The sequence below is a fragment of the Mycobacterium sp. PTI7 genome (assembly GCF_056679845.1).
This window is the reverse complement of sequence record NZ_CM155252.1, coordinates 2,724,430-2,746,905: the sequence shown is the minus strand read 5'-3', so window position 1 is coordinate 2,746,905 and position 22,476 is coordinate 2,724,430. Positions and strand designations below refer to the sequence as shown.

General features: G+C 70.7%; 22 protein-coding genes. 10 read left to right on the top strand and 12 right to left on the bottom strand.

Annotated elements, in window-relative coordinates; genetic code table 11:
- Position 1 precedes the first annotated feature (1 nt).
- Together AC1MEY_RS13170 and AC1MEY_RS13165 are read right to left on the bottom strand one after the other, a co-directional pair.
- A complete protein-coding gene (locus AC1MEY_RS13170; protein WP_480231043.1) occupies positions 2 to 1,570 on the bottom strand; it encodes a glycoside hydrolase family 13 protein in 1,569 nt (522 codons plus the stop codon).
- Between the two features lie 21 nt (positions 1,571 to 1,591).
- Positions 1,592 to 1,996: a globin gene (locus AC1MEY_RS13165; RefSeq protein ID WP_480231042.1), complete on the bottom strand. Its 405-nt coding sequence runs from the start codon at positions 1,994 to 1,996 to the stop codon at positions 1,592 to 1,594.
- Between the two features lie 132 nt (positions 1,997 to 2,128).
- On the opposite strand from AC1MEY_RS13165, the gene AC1MEY_RS13160 reads away from it, so the two are divergent.
- From AC1MEY_RS13160 to AC1MEY_RS13150, 3 genes are all read left to right on the top strand, one after another.
- On the top strand, positions 2,129 to 2,785 hold the full coding sequence (locus AC1MEY_RS13160; RefSeq protein WP_480231041.1) for an HNH endonuclease: 657 nt from the start codon (positions 2,129 to 2,131) through the stop codon (positions 2,783 to 2,785).
- An 82-nt stretch (positions 2,786 to 2,867) separates the two neighbouring features.
- Positions 2,868 to 3,071 (top strand): aa3-type cytochrome oxidase subunit CtaJ, encoded by a 204-nt coding sequence (gene ctaJ, locus AC1MEY_RS13155; protein WP_480231461.1) that lies wholly within the window; start codon positions 2,868 to 2,870, stop codon positions 3,069 to 3,071.
- Positions 3,058 to 3,528 carry a DUF5130 domain-containing protein gene (locus AC1MEY_RS13150; protein WP_480231040.1) on the top strand — a complete coding sequence of 157 codons (471 nt, stop codon included), beginning with the start codon at positions 3,058 to 3,060 and terminating at the stop codon, positions 3,526 to 3,528. Before ctaJ ends, AC1MEY_RS13150 begins: the two co-directional genes overlap by 14 nt.
- A gap of 183 nt (positions 3,529 to 3,711) precedes the next feature.
- Here AC1MEY_RS13150 and AC1MEY_RS13145 read toward each other — a convergent pair whose 3' ends face one another.
- From AC1MEY_RS13145 to pepN, 3 genes are all read right to left on the bottom strand, one after another.
- Complete coding sequence (locus AC1MEY_RS13145; protein WP_480231039.1) at positions 3,712 to 3,852, bottom strand: hypothetical protein; 141 nt, start codon at positions 3,850 to 3,852, stop codon at positions 3,712 to 3,714.
- A 209-nt stretch (positions 3,853 to 4,061) separates the two neighbouring features.
- Positions 4,062 to 4,481 (bottom strand): HNH endonuclease, encoded by a 420-nt coding sequence (locus AC1MEY_RS13140; protein ID WP_480231460.1) that lies wholly within the window; start codon positions 4,479 to 4,481, stop codon positions 4,062 to 4,064.
- A 113-nt stretch (positions 4,482 to 4,594) separates the two neighbouring features.
- Positions 4,595 to 7,168 (bottom strand): aminopeptidase N, encoded by a 2,574-nt coding sequence (gene pepN, locus AC1MEY_RS13135; RefSeq protein ID WP_480231038.1) that lies wholly within the window; start codon positions 7,166 to 7,168, stop codon positions 4,595 to 4,597.
- Between the two features lie 118 nt (positions 7,169 to 7,286).
- Here pepN and AC1MEY_RS13130 point away from each other — a divergent pair, with 118 nt between their 5' ends.
- Positions 7,287 to 7,895 carry a mycothiol-dependent nitroreductase Rv2466c family protein gene (locus AC1MEY_RS13130; protein ID WP_480231037.1) on the top strand — a complete coding sequence of 203 codons (609 nt, stop codon included), beginning with the start codon at positions 7,287 to 7,289 and terminating at the stop codon, positions 7,893 to 7,895.
- A gap of 6 nt (positions 7,896 to 7,901) precedes the next feature.
- Here the strand turns inward: AC1MEY_RS13130 and AC1MEY_RS13125 are convergent, their stop codons facing one another.
- Positions 7,902 to 9,470, bottom strand: coding sequence for a molybdopterin-dependent oxidoreductase (locus AC1MEY_RS13125; RefSeq protein WP_480231036.1), 1,569 nt, complete (start codon positions 9,468 to 9,470; stop codon positions 7,902 to 7,904).
- 113 nt (positions 9,471 to 9,583) lie between these two features.
- On the opposite strand from AC1MEY_RS13125, the gene AC1MEY_RS13120 reads away from it, so the two are divergent.
- The 6 genes from AC1MEY_RS13120 to AC1MEY_RS13095 are packed head-to-tail and all read left to right on the top strand — an operon-like array spanning position 9,584 to position 15,449.
- On the top strand, positions 9,584 to 10,981 hold the full coding sequence (locus AC1MEY_RS13120; RefSeq protein ID WP_480231035.1) for a purine-cytosine permease family protein: 1,398 nt from the start codon (positions 9,584 to 9,586) through the stop codon (positions 10,979 to 10,981).
- 11 nt (positions 10,982 to 10,992) lie between these two features.
- Positions 10,993 to 11,418, top strand: a complete 426-nt coding sequence (locus AC1MEY_RS13115) for a nucleoside deaminase (protein WP_480231459.1) — start codon at positions 10,993 to 10,995, stop codon at positions 11,416 to 11,418.
- 1 nt (position 11,419) lies between these two features.
- Positions 11,420 to 12,379, top strand: coding sequence for an isopenicillin N synthase family dioxygenase (locus AC1MEY_RS13110; RefSeq protein ID WP_480231458.1), 960 nt, complete (start codon positions 11,420 to 11,422; stop codon positions 12,377 to 12,379).
- A gap of 56 nt (positions 12,380 to 12,435) precedes the next feature.
- A complete protein-coding gene (locus AC1MEY_RS13105; protein ID WP_480231034.1) occupies positions 12,436 to 12,915 on the top strand; it encodes a ribose-5-phosphate isomerase in 480 nt (159 codons plus the stop codon).
- A 4-nt stretch (positions 12,916 to 12,919) separates the two neighbouring features.
- On the top strand, positions 12,920 to 13,714 hold the full coding sequence (locus AC1MEY_RS13100; RefSeq protein WP_480231033.1) for an Fpg/Nei family DNA glycosylase: 795 nt from the start codon (positions 12,920 to 12,922) through the stop codon (positions 13,712 to 13,714).
- 43 nt (positions 13,715 to 13,757) lie between these two features.
- Entirely contained in the window at positions 13,758 to 15,449 is a 1,692-nt protein-coding gene (locus AC1MEY_RS13095; RefSeq protein WP_480231032.1) for a cation:proton antiporter, read from the top strand.
- A 9-nt stretch (positions 15,450 to 15,458) separates the two neighbouring features.
- Here the strand turns inward: AC1MEY_RS13095 and AC1MEY_RS13090 are convergent, their stop codons facing one another.
- The 6 genes from AC1MEY_RS13090 to AC1MEY_RS13065 all read right to left on the bottom strand — a co-directional run bounded on the left by AC1MEY_RS13090 (position 15,459) and on the right by AC1MEY_RS13065 (position 22,116).
- On the bottom strand, positions 15,459 to 16,277 hold the full coding sequence (locus AC1MEY_RS13090) for a DUF1542 domain-containing protein (RefSeq protein ID WP_480231031.1): 819 nt from the start codon (positions 16,275 to 16,277) through the stop codon (positions 15,459 to 15,461).
- Between the two features lie 64 nt (positions 16,278 to 16,341).
- A complete protein-coding gene (locus AC1MEY_RS13085; protein WP_480231030.1) occupies positions 16,342 to 17,070 on the bottom strand; it encodes a polysaccharide deacetylase family protein in 729 nt (242 codons plus the stop codon).
- Between the two features lie 55 nt (positions 17,071 to 17,125).
- Positions 17,126 to 18,262 (bottom strand): hypothetical protein, encoded by a 1,137-nt coding sequence (locus AC1MEY_RS13080; protein ID WP_480231029.1) that lies wholly within the window; start codon positions 18,260 to 18,262, stop codon positions 17,126 to 17,128.
- A gap of 80 nt (positions 18,263 to 18,342) precedes the next feature.
- The gene (locus AC1MEY_RS13075; protein WP_480231457.1) at positions 18,343 to 18,984 is read right to left on the bottom strand and encodes a cutinase family protein; all 642 of its coding nucleotides are present in this window, start codon (positions 18,982 to 18,984) and stop codon (positions 18,343 to 18,345) included.
- Positions 18,985 to 19,204: 220 nt separating this feature from the next.
- The gene (locus AC1MEY_RS13070) at positions 19,205 to 20,584 is read right to left on the bottom strand and encodes an MFS transporter (protein ID WP_480231028.1); all 1,380 of its coding nucleotides are present in this window, start codon (positions 20,582 to 20,584) and stop codon (positions 19,205 to 19,207) included.
- A gap of 41 nt (positions 20,585 to 20,625) precedes the next feature.
- The gene (locus AC1MEY_RS13065; RefSeq protein ID WP_480231027.1) at positions 20,626 to 22,116 is read right to left on the bottom strand and encodes an aldehyde dehydrogenase family protein; all 1,491 of its coding nucleotides are present in this window, start codon (positions 22,114 to 22,116) and stop codon (positions 20,626 to 20,628) included.
- Between the last annotated feature and the right edge of the window lie 360 nt (positions 22,117 to 22,476).

Sequence of the window (22,476 nt, the reverse complement as noted above, 5' to 3'; positions counted from 1 at the left end):
GTCAGCGGATCCAGGCGGCGGCGTTCGGGGCGAGGTCGCCGCCGACCAGGGGAGCGCTGGTGATCAGCACGTCCTCGTCGGACAGCGGCACCGGATGGTCGGTCGCGTTGAGCAGGCACGTGACGCCGTCGGCGCCCTGGAAGGCGAGCACCCCCGTCGGCACCGCCAGCCACTCGACGCCGGTGCCCAGATCGCCACGGGAGTGCCGGATCTTGACGGCCTGCCGGAACATCTCCAGCGTCGACCCCTCGACGCCGTCCTGCGCCGCCACCGTCAGCGACGACCAGTCCGGCGGCATCGGCAGCCACGTGTCGGGCGAGGACGAGAACCCGTAGGGCGGCTCGTCGCCGGACCACGGCATCGGGACACGACAGCCGTCGCGGCCGCGCTGGGTGCGGCCCGACCGCTCCCAGGTGGGGTCCTGCAGCACCTCGTCGGGCAGGTCCACGTTGGGCAGACCCAGCTCCTCGCCGTTGTAGACGAAGACCGCGCCCGGCAACGCCAGCATCACCAGGGCCATCGCACGGGCACGGGCCAACCCGACGGGACCGCCGCCGTACCGCGTGACCTCGCGCTCCACGTCGTGGTTGGACAGCGTCCACGTGGGCGGCGAGCCCGCGAGATCGGCTGCGGCCAGCGAGTTCTCGATCGCCTCCCGCACCTCTGCGGCGTCGAACTCGGCGCGTACCAGCCGGAAGTTGAACCCCAGGTGCAGCTCGTCGGGGCGCAGGTACTTCGCGAAGTCCTCGTTGTCGAACACCCAGATCTCGCCGATCGTCACGGCGTCCGGGTGATCGTCGACCACCGTCCGGATGCCGCGGTGGATCGCGTGCACGCCGTCGTTGTTGAAGCGCGGATCGTCCGCGTCGTGGCTGAGCATCTCGGCGTCCGGGTGCGGCATGTCGGGCAGGCCCGGCGGCTTCGCCATGCCGTGCGCGACGTCGATGCGGAACCCGTCGATGCCGCGCTCCAGCCAGAACCGCAGCGTCTTCTCCAGGTCCTCGAACGCCTCGGGGTTGTCCCAGTTGAGGTCGGGCTGCTCGGGATCGAAGATGTGCAGGTACCACTGGCCGGGGTTGCCGTCGGGCTCGACGACGCGGGTCCACGCCGGACCGCCGAAGATCGACACCCAGTTGTTCGGCGGGTGCAGACCGTCCGGGCCCTGACCGTCGCGGAACACGTAACGCTCCCGCTGGGTACCGCCGGGTCCCGTGGCGAGCGCCGCCTGGAACCAGGGGTGCGCCGAGCTGGTGTGGTTGGGGACCAGGTCCATGGTCACCTTGATGCCGCGCTCGTGGGCGGCGGCCACCAGGCGGTCCAGCGCCTCGAGGCCGCCGAACAGCGGGTCGACGTCCCGCGGATCGGCGACGTCGTACCCGTGATCGGCCATGGGGGACACCATCACGGGGTTGAGCCACAGCGCGTCGACGCCGAGCCGGGCCAGGTAGTCCAGGCCGGCCGTCACGCCGTCGAGATCACCGACGCCGTCGCCGTCGCTGTCACGGAAGGACCGGGGATAAGCCTGATAGAACACCGCGCGGGACCACCACGCCGGTTGGGACTGGGTCACGCCCACCCATCCTGCCGCAGATCAGAACGACGAGTTGACCATGGACTGCGCCGCCATCTCGAAGTAGTCGAGCATCGCCCTCCGATGGGCGTCGTCCATCGTCGCGGAATCGATCTCGGCGACGGCGGTGTGCATGCACCGCAGCCAGGCGTCGCGCTCCAGGAAGCCGATCTGGAACGGCGCGTGCCGCATCCGCAACCTCGGGTGCCCGCGCTGGTCGGAGTAGGTGCGTGGGCCTCCCCAGTACTGCTCGAGGAACATCCGGAGTCGCTCCTCGGCGCCGTCGAGGTCGTCCTCCGGGTAGAGCGGACGCAGGATCTCGTCGTCGCGCACCAACTCGTAGAACCGCCCCACGATGGTGTGGAACGTGGCGGCCCCACCGACCGCGTCGTAGAACGACTCTGGCTCGTCAGTCACGTGGTCCATTGTCCCTACCGCGGGACCGTCCCGTCGAACGCCGTCCGCGTCACGAGCTGTTCACCGAACTGACCTGCGAACACAGCGAGAATTGTCGTGCGGTCGGCGGCGATCCGTGGTGGACTACCTCTCGGAGGGCGTATGTCGCAGCGTGGAAGAGTTCGCGGCCACCGGCACCATGGGACCGCGACCAGTTCGTCGGGAATCTTGCCTGCTCCCGTTCAACCGCGGGCCCTGCACGCGGCCGCCGAACCCCGCGTCGCGGCCAAGGAGGCGTCCATCTGGGGACGCCGGCGCGTGCTCCTGCTCAACTCGACCTATGAACCACTGACCGCGCTGCCCATGCGTCGCGCGGTGATCATGCTGATGTGCGGCAAGGCCGACGTCGTGCACGACGATCCGTCTGGGCCGGTCATTCACTCCGCGAGTCGCACGGTCACCGTCCCCTCGGTGATCCGCCTGCGCACGTTCGTGCGGGTGCCGTACCGGGCCCGCGTCCCGATGACGCGCGCCGCGCTGATGCACCGCGACCGCTTCCGCTGCGCCTACTGCGGCAACAAGGCCGACACCGTCGACCACGTCGTGCCGCGCAGCAGGGGCGGCGACCACTCCTGGGAGAACTGCGTCGCGGCGTGCGCGCAGTGCAACCACCGCAAGGCCGACCACCTCCTGTCCGACCTCGGCTGGACGCTGCGGTCGGCACCGCTGCCGCCGAAGGGACAGCACTGGCGGTTGCTCTCGACGGTGAAGGACCTCGATCCGGCGTGGATGCGCTACCTCGGCGAAGGCGCGGCGTGACGGGACGCCGTTCGCGCACACCGCGTCGGAGGCCTGCTGATAGATTCGGGTCGTGAGCGAAGTCGCAGTGGCCCATTCCCTCATGGGCGGCATCCCGTTGCTGGTGGCATTGATCCTGGTGGCACTCATCTACCGCCGGAAGGGTCCGCACCCCGCGACGTATCAACTGTCCGAGGAGTGGACGCACGCGCCGATCCTCTGGGCGGCCGACGAACCTGCGGATCACGGCCATGGCGCCCATGATTCGCACTCGACCGTGGGAGGTGGCGCAAGTGGCCGGTGGTGAACTCGTCCAGACGTCCGACAATGCGGTGCTGCCCTACGGCGCCGCGCAGACCCTCAGCGGCCGGATCTCCGCCGTCACCGAGCCCGGTGAGCTGTCGGTCCACTACCCGTTCCCGACCAAGGACCTCGTCACCCTTGACGACGCGCTGAAGTACGGCTCGCGCGCCGCTCGGGCCCGGTTCGCGGTCTATCTCGGCGATCTCGGCGCCGACACCGCTGCCACGGCACGCGACATCCTCACCAGGGTGCCCACGCCGGAGAGCGCGGTGCTGCTGGCCGTCTCGCCGAACCAGAAGGCCATCGAGGTCGTCTACGGCTCGGAGGTCCGCGGCCGGGGTATCGAAGAGGCTGCGCCGCTGGGCGTCTCGGCTGCTGCCGCGTCGTTCAAGGAGGGCAACCTCATCGACGGACTGATCAGCGCCGTGCGCGTGCTGTCGGCGGGCGTCTCACCCCGCTAGCGCCGGCCGGCCCGCGCCTGCTCGCTTCGCGCGCGCGAGCGGGCCTTCTTCGGCGAGCGTGCGTGTCTGCGGGCGACACGCCGCGCCCAAACCCGACTCTGCGCACACTCGTGGCGCACCGCGAAGCCCAGGAACGACGAAGGCCGGTGATCCCCGCGGGATCACCGGCCTGAAAAGTACTGCCTACTGCTCGGCGTCGTGCCTCTGCGCGATGGCGATCAGTTCTTCGCGAACCGTCGACTGCGGCAGGGCGTTGATGCGCGCGTACAGACGGCGCCGGTTCATGGCGCGGGTGAGGTCCGCGCGGTACTTCGAGATGGACATGCCTACTCCTACGTTGTGCTCCGGGTCACAGAGCTGTGATTGCTGTGCGCCCGCCGACATGAGGATCGCCCAGTCGGCGGGCTCCTCCATCGTCCGTGTTAACTCCATGTAAATCAAACCCTGACGTGTGAGTTCGGACTCACCAGGGCGTGATCAGGCGCGCTGCGGTCCAGCTTCGGACGCGTCCGACCGCCGCGGCGCGGAGTTCGCTAGGTGTTTGCTGGCTGGTCGGTCGGCGGTTGGCCGGCCGACACCTGGGCCAGGATCTCCGCGCGGATCCGCACGTAGCGTTCGAGGAAGGCGCGCTCGTCGAGGCGCTTGCGCCGCAGCCAGCCGGTCACCTCGTCGTTGCACTTGCTGGCGTTGCACGGGCCGCAAGCCGGGACGACGTTGTCGACGGTGTAGCGGCCGCCGCGCGAGATCGCCATCACGCAATCGCGCTGCAGCGGCCGGCCGGTCACCCCGCAGTAGGCGCAGCCGTCGTTCCAGGCCGTCCGGATGGTCAGCCACTCGGCCGCGGTCAGATCGTTGACGACGGCGGCGACGCGACGGGTGCGTCTCCGCGCTGCCCGTGCCCGTCGACTGTTGGTGGCCGCCACCCCGACATCATGCGGCGCGAGCGTGCGCAGACTCGGGTTCGGCGGCGGCGTGTCGCCCGCAGACACGCACGCTCGCCGAAGGAGCCCCGCCAACAGCAGGCGAGCCGAAGGAGCCCAGCCGACAGTCCGACAGCCCTACGGCGCTAGGCGGTGTCGAACTCCCGGGCGCGCAGCGACCGCTCGACTCCGGCGCGGCCTTCGATGACCAGGCGGCGCAGCGCGGGCGGCACGTCGTCGGCGGCGAGGAACGCGTCGGCGGCGTCGAGGCCCGACTGGCTGATGTCCCACGACGGGTACAGCCCGATGACGACGGTCTGCGCGACCTCGCTGGAGCGGCGCTGCCACACCCCGGTGATCGCGTCGAAGTACTTGGCCGAGAACGGCGCCAGCACCTCACCCTGCCCCGGCCGGGCGAAGCCGCTCACGATCGCGCGGGTGGTGATGTTGGCGAGCGTGTCGTCCTCCACCACCTGCTGCCACGCTGCCTCCTTCACGGCGGGCTGCGGCCGGGCCGCTGCGGCCGCGGCGGCGTTGCGCCTACCTGCCGCGGTCGGGTCCAGCTCGGCCTCGGCGTCGAGGAACGGCGTGTCCGTGCCGTCGGCGTCGACGTCGCCACTGGCCGCCAGCGCGGTGACGATGCGCCAGCGCAGGTCGGTGTCGATCACCAGGCCGGTGAGGTTCACCGTCGCGGGCTCGTTGTCCAGCAGCGTCGACAGCACGGCGACGTGGTTGCGCGACAGCACCGAGGTGCACAGCGCGTTGACGAACGCCAACTGGTGATCGGACCCCGGCGCCGACTCGCGGGCCAGGTCGAGCAGCCGGTCGCCGAACGCGGGCCAGCCGTTCTCGGCGGCCCACTCCGGGTCGGCGTAGGACCCGAGCGCGGTCTGCGCCTGCAGCAGTAGTCGTTGCGCCACACCGACTTCGGTCTCGGCGTGCACGCCCGCCATGACGAGCGCCACGAAGTCGCGGGCCTTCAGTTCGGCGTCGCGGGTCATTTCCCACGCAGCCGACCAGGCCAGCGTGCGGGGGAGCGGGTCGGCGATGTCGGCGATGCGGCTCAGCACCGTGTTCAGCGACTCGGGGTCCAGCCGCAGCGAGCAGTACGTCAGGTCCTCGTCGTTGACCAGGATGAACTTGCCGCGCGACACCCCCTGGAGGGCGGGGACGTCGGTGCTCTCGCCCTCGACGTCGAGTTCCTCGCGGTGGACGCGGACCAGCTTGCCGCTGCCGTCGTCGTCGTAGATGCCGACCGCGAGGCGGTGCACGCGAGTCTCGCCGGCACCGGGTGCGGCGCCGCTCTGCGCGACGGCGAACCGGCTGAACGTGCCGTCGTCGGCCACGTCGAAGTCGGCGCGGAGCGTGTTCAGACCCGTGGTCTTGAGCCACTGCTGACCCCAGCCCGACAGGTCGCGGCCCGACGACTTCTCCAGCGCGCCAAGCAGATCGCTGAACGTGGCGTTGGCGAAGGCGTGGTCGCGGAAGTAGTCGCGGAGCCCGGCCAGGAACGCCTCGAGCCCCACGTAGGCCACCAGCTGCTTGAGCACGCTGGCGCCCTTGGCGTAGGTGATGCCGTCGAAGTTCACCTCGACGGCGTGCAGATCGGGGATGTCGGCGGCGACGGGGTGGGTGGAGGGCAGCTGGTCCTGCCGGTAGGCCCACGACTTCTCGACGTTGGCGAACGTGGTCCACGCCTGGTCGTACTCGGTGGCCTCGGCCTGGCACAGCACCGACGCGAACGTCGCGAACGACTCGTTGAGCCACAGGTCGTCCCACCAGGTCATGGTGACCAGGTCGCCGAACCACATGTGGGCCATCTCGTGCAGGACGGTCTCGGCGCGGCGCTCGTAGCTGTAGCGCGTCACCTTGGACCGGAAGACGTAGTCCTCGAGGAAGGTCACCGCGCCCGCGTTCTCCATGGCGCCCGCGTTGAACTCGGGGACGAACAACTGGTCGTACTTGCCGAAGGCGTAGGGCACGCCGAAGTTGCGGTGGTAGAAGCCGAAACCCTGCTTGGTCTCGGTGAACAGCCGCTCGGCGTCCATGAACTGACCCAGCGATGCCCGGCAGAAGATGCCCAGCGGGATCTCGCCGTGCTCGTCGGCGTAGACGTCGTCCCACCGCGCGTAGGGGCCGGCGATCAGCGCGACCAGGTAGGTGCTCATCCGCGGCGTCGTCGCGAACTCGTGGGTGCCGTCCTGCGCGCTCGTGGTGGCGCCGTTGGAGATGACCTGCCAGTGCGCCGGAGCGGTCACGTGGACGTCGAAGGTGGCCTTGAGGTCCGGCTGGTCGAAGCAGGCGAACATGCGCTTCGCGTCGGCGGTCTCGAACTGCGAGTACAGGTACACCTCCTGGTCGACGGGGTCGACGAAGCGGTGCAGTCCCTCACCGGTGTTGGAGTAGAGGCAGTCGGCGTCGACGACGACGACGTTGCGCTCGGCGAGGCCCACAAGGGGGATTCCGGTCGACTCGTCGTAGCCCGACACGTCCACGTCGACGCCGTTGAGCGTCGCGCCGCGGATGGTGTCGGCGGCGAGGTCGATCACGGTGTCGGAGCCGGCCAGGGCGCCGAACTCGACGGTGGTGGTGGACCGGAAGGTGCGGTCGCCGGGAGCACCGCTTCCGTTGGTCAGGTCCAGGACGATGCGGTAGTTGTCGACGGTGACGAGGGCGGCGCGCTCGGCGGCCTGGTCACGGGTCAGGTTGGGGAGTGCCACGCCGTCCAACACTAGACGGCGACCGCGTGCGTGGCGTGCCGTCGTTGCGGGAACACGGCGGTGGATCGCAGAGTTGTGCTGAACGAAAATCCGATCTCATCCCTCGAGAGGACCCCACATGGCCAACAAGGACGTCGCCGGCTTCTGGTTCGACCCGCTGTGCCCGTGGTGCTGGATCACGTCGCGGTGGATCCTCGAGGTGGAGAAGGTCCGCGACATCGAGGTCGAGTGGAACGTCATGAGCCTCGCGGTGCTCAACGAGGGCAGGGACCTGCCCGAGGAGTACCAGGAGATGATGAAGAAGGCGTGGGGCCCGGTCCGCGTCGCCATCGCCGCCGAACAGGCTCACGGCAAGGACGTCCTCGCCCCGCTCTACACGGCGATGGGCACGCTGATCCACAACGAGGGCAACAAGGACTTCGACGACGTCATCGTGAAGTCGCTCGAGCAGGCGGGGCTGCCCGCGGACCTGGCCAAGGCTGCCGCGTCCGACGAGTACGACGAGGCGTTGCGTGCGAGCCACCACGCGGGCATGGACAAGGTCGGCGACGACGTCGGCACCCCCACCATCCACGTCAACGGCGTGGCGTTCTTCGGCCCCGTGCTGTCGCGCATCCCGCGCGGCGAGGAGGCGGGCAAGCTGTGGGACGCGTCGGTGATCTTCGCGGCCTATCCGCACTTCTGGGAACTCAAGCGCTCTCGCACCGAGTCACCCGAATTCGACTGAGCCGCTTCACTCGACCGTGAAGACGATCGAGTGCCAGCCCGTCGACCCGTCCGGCGTCGGACCCGGGTTGATCAGCCGGAGTCGTTCCTCGGCCTGCATCACCCCGCGGCCGTCGACGGCGCGGCACGCCACGGTGTGCTGCCCCGACGGCAGCGGGGTGGTGAGCCGGAACATGCGCCAGGTGAACGGATTCACCTCGGTGGCGAGTTCGGCGGGTTGCCACTCGCCCTTGTCGATCCGGACCTCGACGCGGCTGATGCCGCGGCCCTGGGCCCAGGCGGTGCCCGCGATCGTGACCGGGCCGCCGGGCACCTGCTGGAACGACTTCGGCGCGTCGATGCGCGACGAGATCTTGATCGGCACCACCCCGGGCGGCTGGCCGTCCCATCCGCGCTCCACCCAGTACGGCACGACGTCGTCGTAGGTGGCGAGTTCGAGTTCGTTCAGCCACTTGGTGGCCGAGACGTAGCCGTACAGGCCGGGCACGACGGTGCGCATGGGGAAGCCGTGCTCGGGCGGCAGTGCGCGACGGTCCATGCCGATCGCGAGCATGGCCTCGTCGCCGGCCGCCCGCAGCATGTCGAGCGGCGTGCCGATGGTGAACCCGTCCACCGAGTGGCCGACGAGCTGCTGGGCGCCGTCGGCGATGCCGGCCCGCTCGAGCAGCGCCAGCAGTGGGATGCCGACGAAGTTGGTGGTCGAGACGTACGGTCCGCCGACCTCGTTCGACACGCACGTCATCGTGATCGTCTTCTCGACCAGCGGCATGGACCGGATGTCGTCGAAGGTCAGCTCGAGCGGTTCGTTCACCATGCCGGTGATCCGCAGCGTGGCGTCCTCGGCGCGCAGCTGCGGCACCGAGAGGTTGACGTCGATCCGGTAGAAGTCGGCCACGGGGGTGAGGAACGGCGGGGTGCCGGACTCGGGGAACGCGGCGCCCGCCGGGATGGGCGGCGCGGGGGTGGTGGGCACGATCTCGCCGACGGCCTGCCGTGACGCGGTGACATCGATGCGCCGGGTCAGCGCGAGACCACCGGCGCCTGCTGCGGCCGCGCCGACCGATGCGGCCAGTGCGCCGACCACGAAGCCGCGGCGACCGACGCCGTCGCCGTCCGCGGCGTCGCCGGCCGGTTGCCGCGCACCCAGCCGGTGCAGGAGCCAGAACACCGCGAGGCCGGCGATCAGGGAGGCGAGGGGTGCCAGCAGCCGGAGGTCGCCGAACGCCTGCTCGCGGACGGCGAGCATGCCCACCGCGCCGAGGACCGCGATCGCGACGAGACCGGGGATGACGCTGCGCCGGGCGACGAGGCCCACGACGACGCCGATCAGGACGAGGGCGACGGCCATGCCGACGAGCAGCGCGAGTTTGTCGTTGGTGCCGAACGTCCGGATCGCGAAGTCCTTGACCGGCGCGGGCGTGCGGTCGATGAAGGCGTTTCCGATGGCGAGGAACGGGCTGGCCGCGGGAAGCAGCAGCAGGCCCGACACCAGGTGACCGGCGCCCAGGGCCGCCAGCACCGCGATCAGTCCGGTGAGGGCGGCGCGGATGAACGGCAGGCGCCGCGTCGTCGTCATGAGTGGCATTCGTCACCGCCGCCGTGCCGGATGCCGGTGAGGAGTGACCAAAGCCTGACGCGGACTTCTCCGCTCCGGTTGCGAGTCGGCCGCGCCGGGTGAACGGTATGCGAATGACAGTCGCCGAGCCCACGACGGACGGTTCCTACCGCGACCGGATCGTCGCCGTCGAACCGGGTGGGAACGAATTCATCGCCGAGGCCGACCGGCACGGCAAGCCCCACCAGCTGGTGTGGACGTGGGCCTCGCCCAACCTGGAGTTCGCCACGATCTTCTTGGGCGTGCTCGCGGTCGCGTACTTCGGCATGACGTTCTGGCAGGCGGTCGCCGGCATCCTCATCGGTGCGGGGCTCGGCGCGCTGGCGCACGCATTCCTGTCGGCCCGCGGGCCTCGCCTCGGCGTGCCCCAGATGGTGGTGGGCCGGCTGGCCTTCGGCTTCAAGGGAAATGCCGTGCCCTCGACGCTGATGGCGGTGACCGCAGGCGTCGGCTGGTTCGCGACCAACAGCATCAGCGCTGCCTTCGCGTTGTCGACGCTGTTCGGCATCTCGCCGCTGGTGGCCCTGCTCCTCGTGGTGGCGGTGCAGACGGCCCTGGCGTTCTTCGGGCACAACCTCGTGCAGGCGTTCGAGCGGTGGGCGTTCCCGGTGCTCGCGGTGATCTTCGTGATCACCTCGGTGATGATCATGTCCAAGGCCGACCTGGGTGCCCCGGCGGTCGAGGACGGTGCTGGGGGACTGGGCGGATTCCTGCTGACGGTGGGCGCCACGTTCGGCTACGTGGCGGGCTGGACGCCGTACGCCGCCGACTTCAGCCGATACCTGCCCAGCACGGTCTCGCCGCTGCGCACCGGGCTGTTCGCCGCGGCCGGGCTGTTCCTGGCCAGCTCGGTGCTGGCGATCGTGGGCGCGGCCTCGGTCACCATCGTCACGGCCGCGGTCTCGGACAACCCGACCGACGTCTTCACCAGCTCGCTGCCCGGCTGGCTCGCCGCCGCGACGCTGCTGGCCATCGCCATCGGGGCCGTGGCGGCCAACGCGATCAACGTCTACTCGGCAGGCATGGCTTTCGTGACCACCGGCGTCAAACTGCCCTCCCACGTCGCGCGGGCCACCGCCACGGTGTTCTTCGGACTGGCCGGATTCCTGGTCGCCTGGTGGGCACTGGCGGATGCCGCGGCCAGTTATGAGACGTTCCTCCTGCTGATCGCGTACTGGGTCGGACCCTGGCTCGGCGTCGTGTTCGCCGACCAGTTCCTGCGCCGCGGGCAGCGCGTGGACGGATTGCTGTACGACCGCACGTACGCCAATTGGCCGGGGCTACTGTCGTTCCTGTTCGGTCTGGTGACGTCGGTGCTGCTGTTCTGCAATCAGGAGCTGTTCGTGGGATTCGTGGTCCGCGCGGTGCCCGAGCTGGGTGACATCGGATTCTTCGTCGGGTTCGTGCTGGCCGCCGCCTGCTATCTGGTGTCGTGCCGGTCCACGATCCACGCGCAACGGGTGGCGTCGTGAGTCCCGGGGACATGCTCGACGTCGCCGTCGAGGAGGCCCGAAAGGGGCTGGCGGAGGGCGGCATTCCGATCGGTGCCGCGCTGTTCTCGGCCGACGGGACGCTGCTGGGCGCCGGGCACAACCGGCGGGTCCAGCAGGACGACCCCTCGGTGCACGCCGAGACCGACGCGTTCCGCGCCGCCGGCCGGCAACGGAACTACCGGTCGATGATCATGGTGACCACCTTGTCGCCGTGCTGGTACTGCAGCGGCCTGGTCCGCCAGTTCAACATCGGCGCCGTGGTGATCGGCGAGGCCACCACGTTCCACGGTGGCCACGACTGGCTCGCCGAGCACGGCGTCGACGTCACGGTGCTCGAGGATCCGCGCTGCATCTCGATGATGGCCGACTTCATCGCCGACCATCCCGACCTGTGGGCGGAGGACATCGGTGAGTGACGTGGACACCATCGCGACGGTGGACCTCGCCCGGTGGCGGGCCGGGGGAGCCGATGCCGACGCGATCGCGGCCGACGTCGACGCCGGCCTGCAGCGGGCGGGCTTCATCCTGGTCACCGGACACGGCGTCGACCCCGGACTGGCCGCTGCCGTCCGCGCGGCGAGTCGCGAGTTCTTCGCCCTGCCCGACGACGTCAAGGCCCGCTACGCCGTGCCGGTCGGCGGGCACGGGTGGATCGGACCGGGCGCGGAGGCCAACGGTTACGCCGAGGGCACCGAGACCCCGCCCGACCTGAAGGAGAGCTACAGCCTGGGCGCCGAGACCGAGACGGGCGACGCGGACGTCGACCGGATCTGGTTCGCGCCCAACGTCTGGCCTGTCGAGGTGCCCCGGCTGCGCGACCTGGCCGACGAGTACACCGCGGCGATGCGCCGCGTGTCCGACGAGCTGCTCGCGCTGTTCGCGCACGCGCTGCGGCTGCCGTCGAATCCGTGGGCGGAGCTGGCGTCCGTCCCGACGTGGACGATGAACGTCAACCACTACCCGCCGGTGAGCGTCGTCGGCGATCCGGAGCCGGGGCAGTTCCGCATCGGCCCGCACACCGACTTCGGCACGGTGACGGTGCTCGACCGGGAGCCGGGAGCCGGTGGCCTGCAAGTGTATTCGGAGATCGGCGGCTGGGCCGACGCGCCCTACGACCCCGCGGCGCTGACCGTCAACATCGGCGACCTGCTGGAGTACTGGAGCGGGCGCCGCTGGCCATCGGGCCGGCACCGCGTGCTGCCCCCGCAGCCGGAGTCCCCCGAGGAGGACCTGGTGTCGCTGATCTACTTCTACGAGGCCAACCACGACGCGCTGATCCACCCGCTGCCTCCGCCGGTCGGCCGCGTCGCCGACCTCGAGCCCGTCACGTGCTCCGACTTCATCAAGGAACGCCTCGACGCGATCACCGTCGGCTGAGGCGACGTCGGAAACCGTTTCGCGGCCCCGGTCAGGGCCCAAGTAGGGTGACGGACATGCGCGTCTATCTCGGTGCCGACCACGCCGGACTCGAACTCAAGCAGGCGATCATCGAGCATCTGACGGCCGGTGGGCACGAGCCCGTCGACTGCGGTGCCTTCGCCTACGACGCCCAGGACGACTACCCGGCGTTCTGCATCGCCGCGGCCACCAAGACCGTCGCCGACCCGGGCAGCCTGGGCATCGTCCTCGGCGGCTCCGGCAACGGCGAGCAGATCGCGGCGAACAAGGTGCCCGGCGCGCGGTGCGCCCTGGCGTGGAGCGTCGAGACCGCCCAGCTCGCACGGCAGCACAACAACGCCCAGCTGATCGGCATCGGCGGACGCATGCACACCACCGACGAGGCGCTGGCCATCGTCGACGCGTTCCTGTCGACGGCGTGGTCGGAGGAGCCCCGGCACCAGCGGCGCATCGACATCCTGGCGGACTACGAGCAGACGCACGTCGCGCCGCCCGTGCCCGGCGCCCCGGCCTGACCCCGTGCCCGAGGGCCATACGCTGCACCGACTGGCGCGGCTGCACCAGAAGCGGTACGCCGGCGCCCCGGTCGAGGTGACGAGCCCGCAGGACCGGTTCTCCGAGGGCGCCGCGTCGGTGAGCGGCCGCGTGATGCGCCGGGCGAGCGCGTGGGGCAAGCACCTCTTCCACGACTACGAGGGCGGGCTGATCGTCCACGTCCACCTCGGCCTGTACGGCAAGTTCACCGAACGCCGCATCCCCATGCCCGCGCCCGTCGGACAGGTGCGGATGCGGATGGAGGGCACCGAGTACGGCACCGATCTCCGCGGGCCGACCGCGTGCGAGGTGCTGCACCGTGCCGAGGTCGACGAGATCATCGCGAGGCTGGGCCCCGATCCGCTGCGCCGGAGCCCGGACGTGGGCAAGGCGTGGGCACGGATCACGAAGTCGCGCAGGCCGATCGGCTCGCTGCTGATGGACCAGTCGGTGATCGCGGGGATCGGGAACGTGTACCGCAACGAGCTGCTGTACCGCCACCTCATCGACCCGCACCGGCCGGGCACCCACGTCGACGAGGCCGAGTTCGACGAGGCGTGGACCGACCTGGTCGCGCTGATGAAGGTCGGCGTGAGCCGCGGCAAGATCATCACGATCCGCAAGGCCGACGACAAGGGTCCCGCGCCGAGCCGGCCCGGCCGGCAGCGCTCCTACGTCTACCGCCGCGCGGGCGACGCCTGTCGCATCTGCGGCGACACCATCCGCACCGAGGTCATGGAGGGCCGCAACCTCTTCTGGTGCCCGACCTGCCAGACCTGACCGCCCACGAGCGGTATGGCCGGTTTGACGGGACAATCCTCCCGTGGAACTCATCCTCGTCGTCGTCGGCGCCATAGCCGTCACTGCCATCGCCCACCGGCGCGGTCTGGAACCTGCGCTGATCATCGTGGTGATCGGCATCGCGGTGTCGTTCCTGCCGGGCTTCGAGGCGCCCGAACTCGACTCGCACATCCTGCTGACCGTCGTGCTCCCGCCGCTGCTCTACTCGGCGGCGCTCAACTTCTCGTTCCCGACGTTCCTGCGCAACATCCGCCCGATCCTCGGTCTCGGCGTCGGACTCGTCGTGATCAGCGCGTTCGTGGTGGCGGCGGTGTCGTCGTGGCTCGTGGTGGTGCCGCTGTCGTTCGCGACGGCGCTGGTGCTGGGCGCGATCGTCGCGCCGCCGGACGCCGTGACGGCCGTCGCGGTGGGCCGCAAGCTCGGTCTGCCGAAGCGGGTCATGGCGATTCTCACCGGCGAGAGCCTGATCAACGACGCCGCCGCACTCACCCTGTTCTCGATCGCCGTTGCGCACGTCGCCGGCGGGCACACGTTCATCGCCAACCCGTTCCTGCTGTTCGGCTACAGCGCCATCGTCGGACCGATCGTCGGCGCCGTGCTCGGCTACGTCACGCTGTGGATCCGGCGGCGCCTCGCCAACCCGGGACTCGAGACGGTGCAGGGTCTGGTGGTGCCGTTCGGCGCGTTCATCGCCGCCGAGGAACTGCACGCGTCGGGGGTGCTGGCCGTCGTGGTCGCGGGCTTCGTGGTGGGCAACGGCGCGCTGGGCGCCGGCTATCAGACCCGGCTGCAGGAGCGCTACGTCTGGAACTCCGTCGACGTGCTGCTGGAGGCATTCGTCTTCGCCTACATCGGGCTGCACCTGCGCTTCGTCCTCGAGGACCTGCGCGAGTCGCACGAGTCGCTCGGCGAGGTGGCCGTCGCGTCGGCGATCGTGTTGGTGATCGTGCTGGTGATCCGGCCGCTGTCGGTGTTCGCGATCTTCGGGCGCAACAAGCTCTTTCGGCACGTCGAGCAGCGGCTCAGCGTCCCCGCGCCGCAGGGCGACGGCCGGCGGTCGGTCTCCACCCGGCGGCGTGAACGCGTCCCCGGCCGGTGGCGTGCCCGCGTCGACCGGCGGTCGCTGTCCTGGCAGGAGAACGTCGTCGTGTCGTGGACCGGCATGCGTGGCGTGGTGACACTGGCTGCGGCCGCGGCGATCCCGGCCACGACCGTCACCGGCGAGCCGTTTCCCGAGCGGGCCACCATCCAGGCGATCGCGTTCGTCGTCAGCGTCGGCACGCTGCTGATCCAGGGGTGGACGCTGCCGGCCCTGATCCGGCGGCTGCGCCTGTCGCGCTTCTCCGACGACCATGCCGCCGACCGCGAGGAGGAGGTGAAGGCCGAACGCGTGGTGCACGACGCCGCCGACGAGGTGCTCACCGAGTTCCGCGCCAATCCGCCTCGGGGGATGGACCCCCGCGTACTCGCCGACATCCGTACCGCGATCGCCCGGCAGTCGCAGGACGCCGACGAGATGCCCGACCCGGAGGCGCCCACCAAGCGGGCGGAGGTGTTCTCCCGGCTGTACCGCGACGTCCTGCGTGCGCAGCGCGAGGCGTTGATCGTCGAGCGTGACGAGGGCCGGATCGAGGACGAGGCCGCCCGCGCGATGCTGGAGCGCCTCGACCTCCAGGAGGCCGGCGTCTCGGCGCGTCTGGACGCCCGCTTCTAGGCCGACCGGCTAGAAGCCGAAGTCCCCGCCGCCGAAGTCGCCGCCGCCCCAGCCGCCGCCGCCGCCATCGCCGCCCCAGCCGCCGTCGCCACCACCGGTGTCGCCGCCGCCGTCCCAGCCGCCGCCGTCCTGACCGCCGTCGAGCTGGCCCTGGTCGACGCCGTCCTGGAAGCCTTCGCCGTAGCCGCCCTCGAAGGCCTGCGCGTCATAGCCGACGCCGCCCATACCGGAGAACAGCGTGCTGAACAGCAGCACCGAGCCGACGCCCCAGGCGCCCGCCACCAGCGCCGGCTTCCACCACGGCTCGGAGTACCAGCCGGCGGGCACCGGCCGGCCGGCCACGCGGCCGCCGGGGTAGTAGTTCGGCGTGCGCTCGGACGGGCCGGGCGACGCCTCGATCTGACGGCCCTCGAACTCGACCCGACGGTCCTCGGTGACGGTGCCGGCGGACTTCTGGCCGGACAGCGTCTCGAGTTCCGGACCGGGATCCATGCTCATCGCGACGCGGGCCGCCCGCACGTAGTACAGCCCCTCCATCGCGCTCTCCTTGGCGAGGAGCGCCTGCTTGGCCGTGGTGGCCTGGTCGATCTGCGAGCCCGCCGCGGTGAAGCGCTCCGACGCGTCGGCGAGCGCCTGCTTCGACGCGTCGTCGGTGCCGGAGAGGTTGAGCACCTGACCGCCGAGCCGGTCGATCAGCCGGCGGGCGTCGGCCTTGGCGTCGGCGAGTGTGGTGGCCTCCCGCGCGCCGGTCGCCTTCTTCGAGCCGACGACGGCGACGCCGATACCGACGACGACCACGACGATGAGCAGCAGCAGGAACAGATCCATGCATCCACCCTACCGACGCGAAACGCGCAGGACAGGGCAGTCGACGCCCCTGCTGTGTGCGCTCTCAGGAGAACACGTCGGCCAGCGTCACGGTCTCGAGTCCGCGCGAGCGGATGAGGTCGAGCAGCGCCGGATAGCAGTGGGTGATCGTGGGCAGGTTCGCATGGGCGAGCGCTATCCGGCCCGGCTGGAACGCCCGCGACGCGCCCTCGATCAGGGTGGCCGCGTCGATGGGACGGTGGTCGCCGACGGCCTCCGACCACATCGTGATCGTGCGGTAGCCGAGATCGGTGGCGACCCGGTCGTTGCGCAGGGTGTGCCTGCCGAACGGCGGTCGGAAGAACGGCCGTCCGTCGACACCGTAGGTGTCGAGGAGGAAGTCGGCGTTGCGCTGGATCTGGTCGGCGACCTCTCCATCGGTCAGCCTCGTGATGTACGGGTGCGACCAGGTGTGGTTGCCGAGCTGGATCTGGCCGGACTCGACCATGGGTCGCAGCGCGGGCGCGTTGTCCGTCCACGACGCGTTGGCGCCGTTGACGAAGAAGGTCATCCGGATGCCGGTGTCGCTGCAGAAGCGGGCGAACGCCGCGACCACCGCGCTGCTGGTGCCGTCGTCGACGGTGAGGGCGAAGCGTCGGCCGTCGGCGGGGATCCGGGTCAGCAGACCGTCGGCGGGCGCGCGGTGGGACGGTCGCGGCCGCAGCGGCTCGGCCATCGCGGCGGGCGCCGACATCGTCGCGAGGACACCCAGTGCGACGGCGCTCATCAGCGTCCGGCGATCGACTGGGGGCACGGCTGCACACGCTAGCGACCCGCTGCCGGGCACGGACCCGGAACGCCGGACGGGGTCAGTCCTCGCCGGCGTCGTCGCTCGCGTCCGGACCGCTCGTCGAGTCGTCGGCGACCGGCGCGCCGGTGGGGGTCGTGTTCCCGGTCTCCGCCGGCGTGGTGGTCGACGCCCCGGTCGGCGACGTCGGTTCCGCGCCAACGGCATTCGGGGTGACCTTGTTGCCCGTCTTCATGACGTCGTCGGCCGGCTCGTCCGCAATGGCCTCGTCGACCGTCGGCTCGTCCGGCGTGGGGACCGCGGTGCCGCGGCGCGCGGTGCCGGGTTCGACGCGCGTCGGCGTCGGCTCGCTCCGGGACGCGATGTCCGCCGTCCCGATGTCCTTGGTCTCGACGACCGCGGGGGTGATCGCGGCGGCCGCCACGGGAGGCCGCGGCGCGTCGGGGATGGGCGGCAGGTCGGACAGCGGCGTCCCGATGATCGGGCCCCCGCCGATGAGTCGACGCACGGCCAGTGTGACGGGATTGTCGATGATCGCGTTGATCAGGCCGATGACGGCGGCGTTGCCCTTGGCGGCGGCGATCAGTCGCCGCTGGAGGACCGTGATGGGTCCGCCGCGGTAGTCGGTCACCTCGTCGGGGAACAGGTCGACGATCGCCTGCCGCTGGGCGTCGGTGGTCGCCGAGGTGAGCAGCCACGTCCGTGCGACCTGGACGACGCCGCCGGTGAGCACGTCGAAGATGAACCGGTTCTGCACGGGATCGGTGAACAGCTGCAGGAAGCGATGCCCCTCGGTCTGCCAGACGCCGCCCTCGAAGAAGTCGTAGATGATCTGGACCTGCTCAGGACTGGTGAGGCGCGAGGTCGCCTGCCTCTCGAGCACGCCCGCGATGCCGCCGCCGACGAAGTCGTCCACGACCTGCTGCTGTTCCGGGGTGAGGTTGGACACCACGGGTTGGGAAGCGGCCAGAACGACGGCGGCGAGGTGCTCCCGCACCGCGGTGGCGTCGTGCAGCTCGGGAACGGTCGGGGCGAGCGCCGCGTCACCAGCCGTCAGCCGTACGGGTGTCGCGGTCCGGGCCGCCTGCGGGGCGTCACTCGCTCGGACGTCCGGGGCCGGGATCGCGGCGAGCGTCGCCGCGGTGAGGGCGACGGCGAAGCAGCGCGACGTACGGGACGAACGGGCGGGACGGTTCACCGTGGGCTCCTCAGCGCCAAGTCAACGTGCGATGACTTGAGACGCTAGGCCGCCCCCGGCGGCATGTCAACGATTGATGACTACGACTGGCGGGGCGGGTCCTTGACGAGCTTGGCCACCCACTCGGCGGCGAGCTTCACCAGGCCCGACTCCTCGTATCGGGTGTGCGACGAGAAGTCGCGGCCCAGGGAGCAGATCGGGTCGGCCCGGTTGCAGAGGTCGGCGGTCTTCGCGCCGAAGCGTGGGCTCAGCGTCGTGAGCGGCTGGCCGATGCGCGCGGACGGGTTCCCGAACACCGCGACGGCGTTGATCCGGTCGTCCATGGCGGCGGGCAGTGGGTTGCGGAAGCCGAGGCCCGCGATGGGGGAGGTGGCGACGACGTCCATCACCGCCGCGCCCTGCGAATAGCCGCCGAGGACGATCTTCGTCTTCGGGCACTCCTTGGCGACCTTCTGCGCGCGCGTGCTCGCGTCGGTGGCGCCGGTGGCGACGCCGAGGAAGTCGTACGACGCGGGGTACTTGACGCCGTAGGTGCGGATCTCCTTGCCCTTCACCATTGGCTTCAGCGCGTCGACGAGGGCCTCGCCGACGACGCCGATGCCCGGTGGTTCGTCGGTTCCGCGGGCGAAGACCAGTTCCACGTCGGGGCAGTCGGACGCCGCCATCGCACTGGGCGCGGGGCCGACGAGGCCGGTGGTGGCGGCAGCGATCGCCGCCGCCATCAGCACGAGGCTGCGCCTGACCGTCACGACCGCTCCTTCACCGGGTAGGCATTCATGATCACCGAAGCAGTACCCAGCGGTCACTTCCGCCACTCGAGCCCCACGCATCGAGACGGTTTCGTGACCGGAGGTCGGGCCGTGCGGCGTGCGTCACGCCGAACGTGCGGCCGTGGCGGAGATTTCGTCGATTTCCCGCCACGACCGCACGTTGGACGGTTGCCTAGTGCGGGCCCTCCGCGGCCGGCGCCGGGGTCACGACCGCCGGATCCGTGGGCATCGTCTCGCCGCGGGTCTCCCGGGCGAAGGCCAGACCGACGACCGCGATCAGACCGAAGGCCGCGACGGAGGCGGTCGCCATGCCGAGGTTGCCGCCGAACCACGAGGTCGCGATGACGCCGGCGGCCAGCGGGCCGAGCGCGGTCAGGTAGCGGCCGACGCTGTTGCAGACCGCGAGTGCGGTGGCCCGAACGCTCGGCGGGAACAGTTCGGGGGCGTAGATGAACGTGCCCGACAGCGCGCCGAACAAGCCGAAGCCGAGGAACGGCATCGCCCAGAGGAACTCGCCGTAGTCGCGACCGAAGGGGAAGGCCCAGACGATTGCCGCGGCCGACACGGCGAAGCTCATCGCGAACGCCTTGCGCCGTCCGACCGCATCGGCCAGGAAGCCCCACGACGCGTAGCCGATGATGCCGCCCGCGTTGAACACCATGGCCGCGGTCGCCACCCGGTGGTCGGCCAGCGCCGCGGGCAGGCCCTCGGCGGCCGTCAACTGCCGGATGATCTGGGGATACCAGGTGGACACGCTCCAGAAGGAGACCAGCGCGCCGGTCGCGAGTGCGGTGCACACCAGCATCGGTCGCAGCAGCGGCGGCGAGAGCAGCCGCCAGAGGACGAAGCGGTCGTGAGAGGTGCTGGTGCCGCGGGCCTTTCGATCCTTGCGGGCCTTAAGATGGGCGTTGATCTCGGGCGGCTCGGGCACGTAGCGCCGGATGAACCACACCAGGAGTGCGGGCACTCCGGCCAGCAGTAGCATGGGTCGCCACCCGTGATCGCCCAGGAGGGCGTATGCCGCTGCGGCAGCGAAGAACCCGGCCGCATAGCCGGCCATCATCACGCCGCCCGCACGGGCGCGGAAGCGGTTGCGCCACGTCTCGGCGATCAGTGCCGCACCCACCGGAGCCTCGACGCCGGAGCCCATGCCCGCGATGAAGCGCAGGACGCCCAGTTGCCACCAGGTGTCGGCGAACGCGGCCAGGGCACTGAACACGGCGTAGGTCAGGATGCCGATCGACAGGACCTTCGTGCGCCCGAAGTAGTCGGCGAGGATGCCGAACAGGATGCCGCCGGTGGCCCAGCCGACCAGGAACAGCGCCACGGTGAGGCCGCCGTAGAAGCCGATCGACGCCGGCGTCGGCGCCACCCCGCTGTGCGGCAGCAGCTCGGTCATCGTGGGTCCGAGGACGAGCACGTACAGGCTGCCGGCGAAGCCGTCCAGGCCCCAGCCCAGCGTGGTGCCCGCCAGCACCAGCCACTGCGTGCGGGTGATCTCGTCATGCCAGCGGGTGCGGGCCCCCGGTGAGGGCTTGCCGTGCGTCACCATGTGAAAGTCCGTTCAGGAGAGGGGGTCTGGCCGCGCTGCGGTCAGTTGAGGCGGCGCTGGTCGGAGTCGCCGTACCAGTCGACGTGGTCGGCGGCGGTGCGGACGACGATGGACTTGATCCAGGAGAAGTCGTCGAACGACTCGGTGCCCGCGTCCTTGCCGGTGCCCGACTCCTTCACCCCGCCCCACGGCAGCGACGGTTCGAGGCGGTGGTGGTCGTTGATCCACACCATGCCGGCGACGATGTTCGACGCGACCCGATGGGCGCGGGCGATGTCGGTGGTCCACACGCCGGCGCCGAGGCCGTACTGGTTGTCGTTGGCCATCGCGACGGCGTCGGCCTCGGTGTCGAACGGGATGACGACGGCGACCGGGCCGAAGATCTCCTCGCGGGCGACGGTCATCTCCATGGTGGCGTCGGCGAGCACGGTCGGCTGCAGGAAGAAGCCCTCCCGCAGGTCCTCCGGCAGGTCCGGGACGCCGCCACCTGCCGCGAGCCGGGCGCCCTCGGCCGGGCCGGTGCGGATCAGGTCGAGCACCTTGTCCCGCTGCCGGGCGCTGATCAACGGGCCCATCTGGGTGTCGGGCAGCTTCGGGTCGCCGATCCGGATGTCGCGGGCCCGCGTCGCCAAAGCCTCCACGAACTGGTCGTAGATGCCGCGCTGGACGAGGAAGCGCGACCCCGCGACGCAGGACTGGCCGGCCGCCACGAACGCCGCGAAGGCGGCGCCCTCGGCGGCGATGCGCGGGTCCACGTCGTCGAACATGACGACCGGGGTCTTGCCGCCGAGTTCGGCCGTGACGCGGGCGAACCGCGCGGCGGTGGCGAGGGCGGCCGCACGGCCCGCCTCGGTGCCGCCGGTGAGGGTGATCTTGGCGACGTCGGGATGGCGGGTGAGCCGCTCGCCGGCGGGGCGGCCACCGGTGACGACGTTGACCACGCCGTCGGGCAGGCCGGCGCCGGCGATGATCTCGGCGAGGGCGAGCGTCGTCAGCGGGGTCATCTCCGACGGCTTGACCACGACGGTGTTGCCGTTGGCGAGTGCGGCCGACAGGCTGCGCGCCAGGATGAGCAGCGGGTGGTTGAACGGCGTGATGATGCCGCACACGCCGAGCGGCAATCGCTGCTGGTAGGTCAGGTAGGGACCGTCGCCGGGCAGCACCGCCAGGCGTTGCGCGGCCAGCAGGCCGGCGTTGTAGCGGAACCACTCCGGGACGCGGGACAGCTGGGCCCGCGTCTCGGTGATGGGTCGGCCGTTGTTCTGGGCCTCCAGGGTGTACAGCCGCTCGGAGTCGTTCTCGATGGCGTCGGCGATGCGCAGCAGCAGCCGTGCCCGGGCGCTCCTGGTCAGGGTGGGCCACGGTCCGCTCTCGAAGGCCGCGCGCGCACGCGCCACGGCGGCGTCGACGCCGTCCGCGCCCTCCTCGGGCACGGTCGCGATGACCGCGCCGGTGGCGGGGTCGACGATGTCGCGGGTGGTGGCGTCCTGGGTGGCGGACGAGTCGGCAGACGCAGCGATGGTGTGAGTCATGTGATCGAGTGTCACGGGAAGGTGTGATCTGGACAATGTTTCCCGACACACACCTTCGCGGCGTGATGTGTCTGTCGAGACACCGGGCGACCCGAGGCCCGGCCCGTGGCGACCGCCCCGCGGCACCGGAGAACGCAGAAGACCCGCCCTGTCAGGACGGGTCTGTCGGAGCGGGCGACGGGAATCGAACCCGCGTAGCTAGTTTGGAAGCTTGTTTCGCGGGCCCACGGGCGCGCTCGAAGCCGCAGCGTCAGGGCACCGAGCCGCTGAGGGATATTCGCCGACCAGCAGGAATAGCCCTGAGACGCCCGGTCAATTCGGCGCTGCCAACGGCTTCCACGCCGCCGTCGAATCCGCATT

What these genes read in the sequence shown, in the direction of transcription:
- AC1MEY_RS13090 (WP_480231031.1), bottom strand. Translation starts at nt 16,277, where the DNA reads ATGGATCTGTTCCTGCTGCTGCTCATCGTCGTGGTCGTCGTCGGTATC.
- AC1MEY_RS13165 (WP_480231042.1), bottom strand. Translation starts at nt 1,996, where the DNA reads ATGGACCACGTGACTGACGAGCCAGAGTCGTTCTACGACGCGGTCGGT.
- AC1MEY_RS13070 (WP_480231028.1), bottom strand. Translation starts at nt 20,584, where the DNA reads ATGGTGACGCACGGCAAGCCCTCACCGGGGGCCCGCACCCGCTGGCAT.
- AC1MEY_RS13075 (WP_480231457.1), bottom strand. Translation starts at nt 18,984, where the DNA reads ATGGCGGCGGCGATCGCTGCCGCCACCACCGGCCTCGTCGGCCCCGCG.
- AC1MEY_RS13145 (WP_480231039.1), bottom strand. Translation starts at nt 3,852, where the DNA reads ATGTCCATCTCGAAGTACCGCGCGGACCTCACCCGCGCCATGAACCGG.
- ctaJ (WP_480231461.1), top strand. Translation starts at nt 2,868, where the DNA reads ATGGGCGGCATCCCGTTGCTGGTGGCATTGATCCTGGTGGCACTCATC.
- AC1MEY_RS13065 (WP_480231027.1), bottom strand. Translation starts at nt 22,116, where the DNA reads ATGACTCACACCATCGCTGCGTCTGCCGACTCGTCCGCCACCCAGGAC.
- AC1MEY_RS13160 (WP_480231041.1), top strand. Translation starts at nt 2,129, where the DNA reads ATGTCGCAGCGTGGAAGAGTTCGCGGCCACCGGCACCATGGGACCGCG.
- AC1MEY_RS13115 (WP_480231459.1), top strand. Translation starts at nt 10,993, where the DNA reads ATGCTCGACGTCGCCGTCGAGGAGGCCCGAAAGGGGCTGGCGGAGGGC.
- AC1MEY_RS13130 (WP_480231037.1), top strand. Translation starts at nt 7,287, where the DNA reads ATGGCCAACAAGGACGTCGCCGGCTTCTGGTTCGACCCGCTGTGCCCG.
- AC1MEY_RS13120 (WP_480231035.1), top strand. Translation starts at nt 9,584, where the DNA reads ATGACAGTCGCCGAGCCCACGACGGACGGTTCCTACCGCGACCGGATC.
- AC1MEY_RS13125 (WP_480231036.1), bottom strand. Translation starts at nt 9,470, where the DNA reads ATGACGACGACGCGGCGCCTGCCGTTCATCCGCGCCGCCCTCACCGGA.
- AC1MEY_RS13105 (WP_480231034.1), top strand. Translation starts at nt 12,436, where the DNA reads ATGCGCGTCTATCTCGGTGCCGACCACGCCGGACTCGAACTCAAGCAG.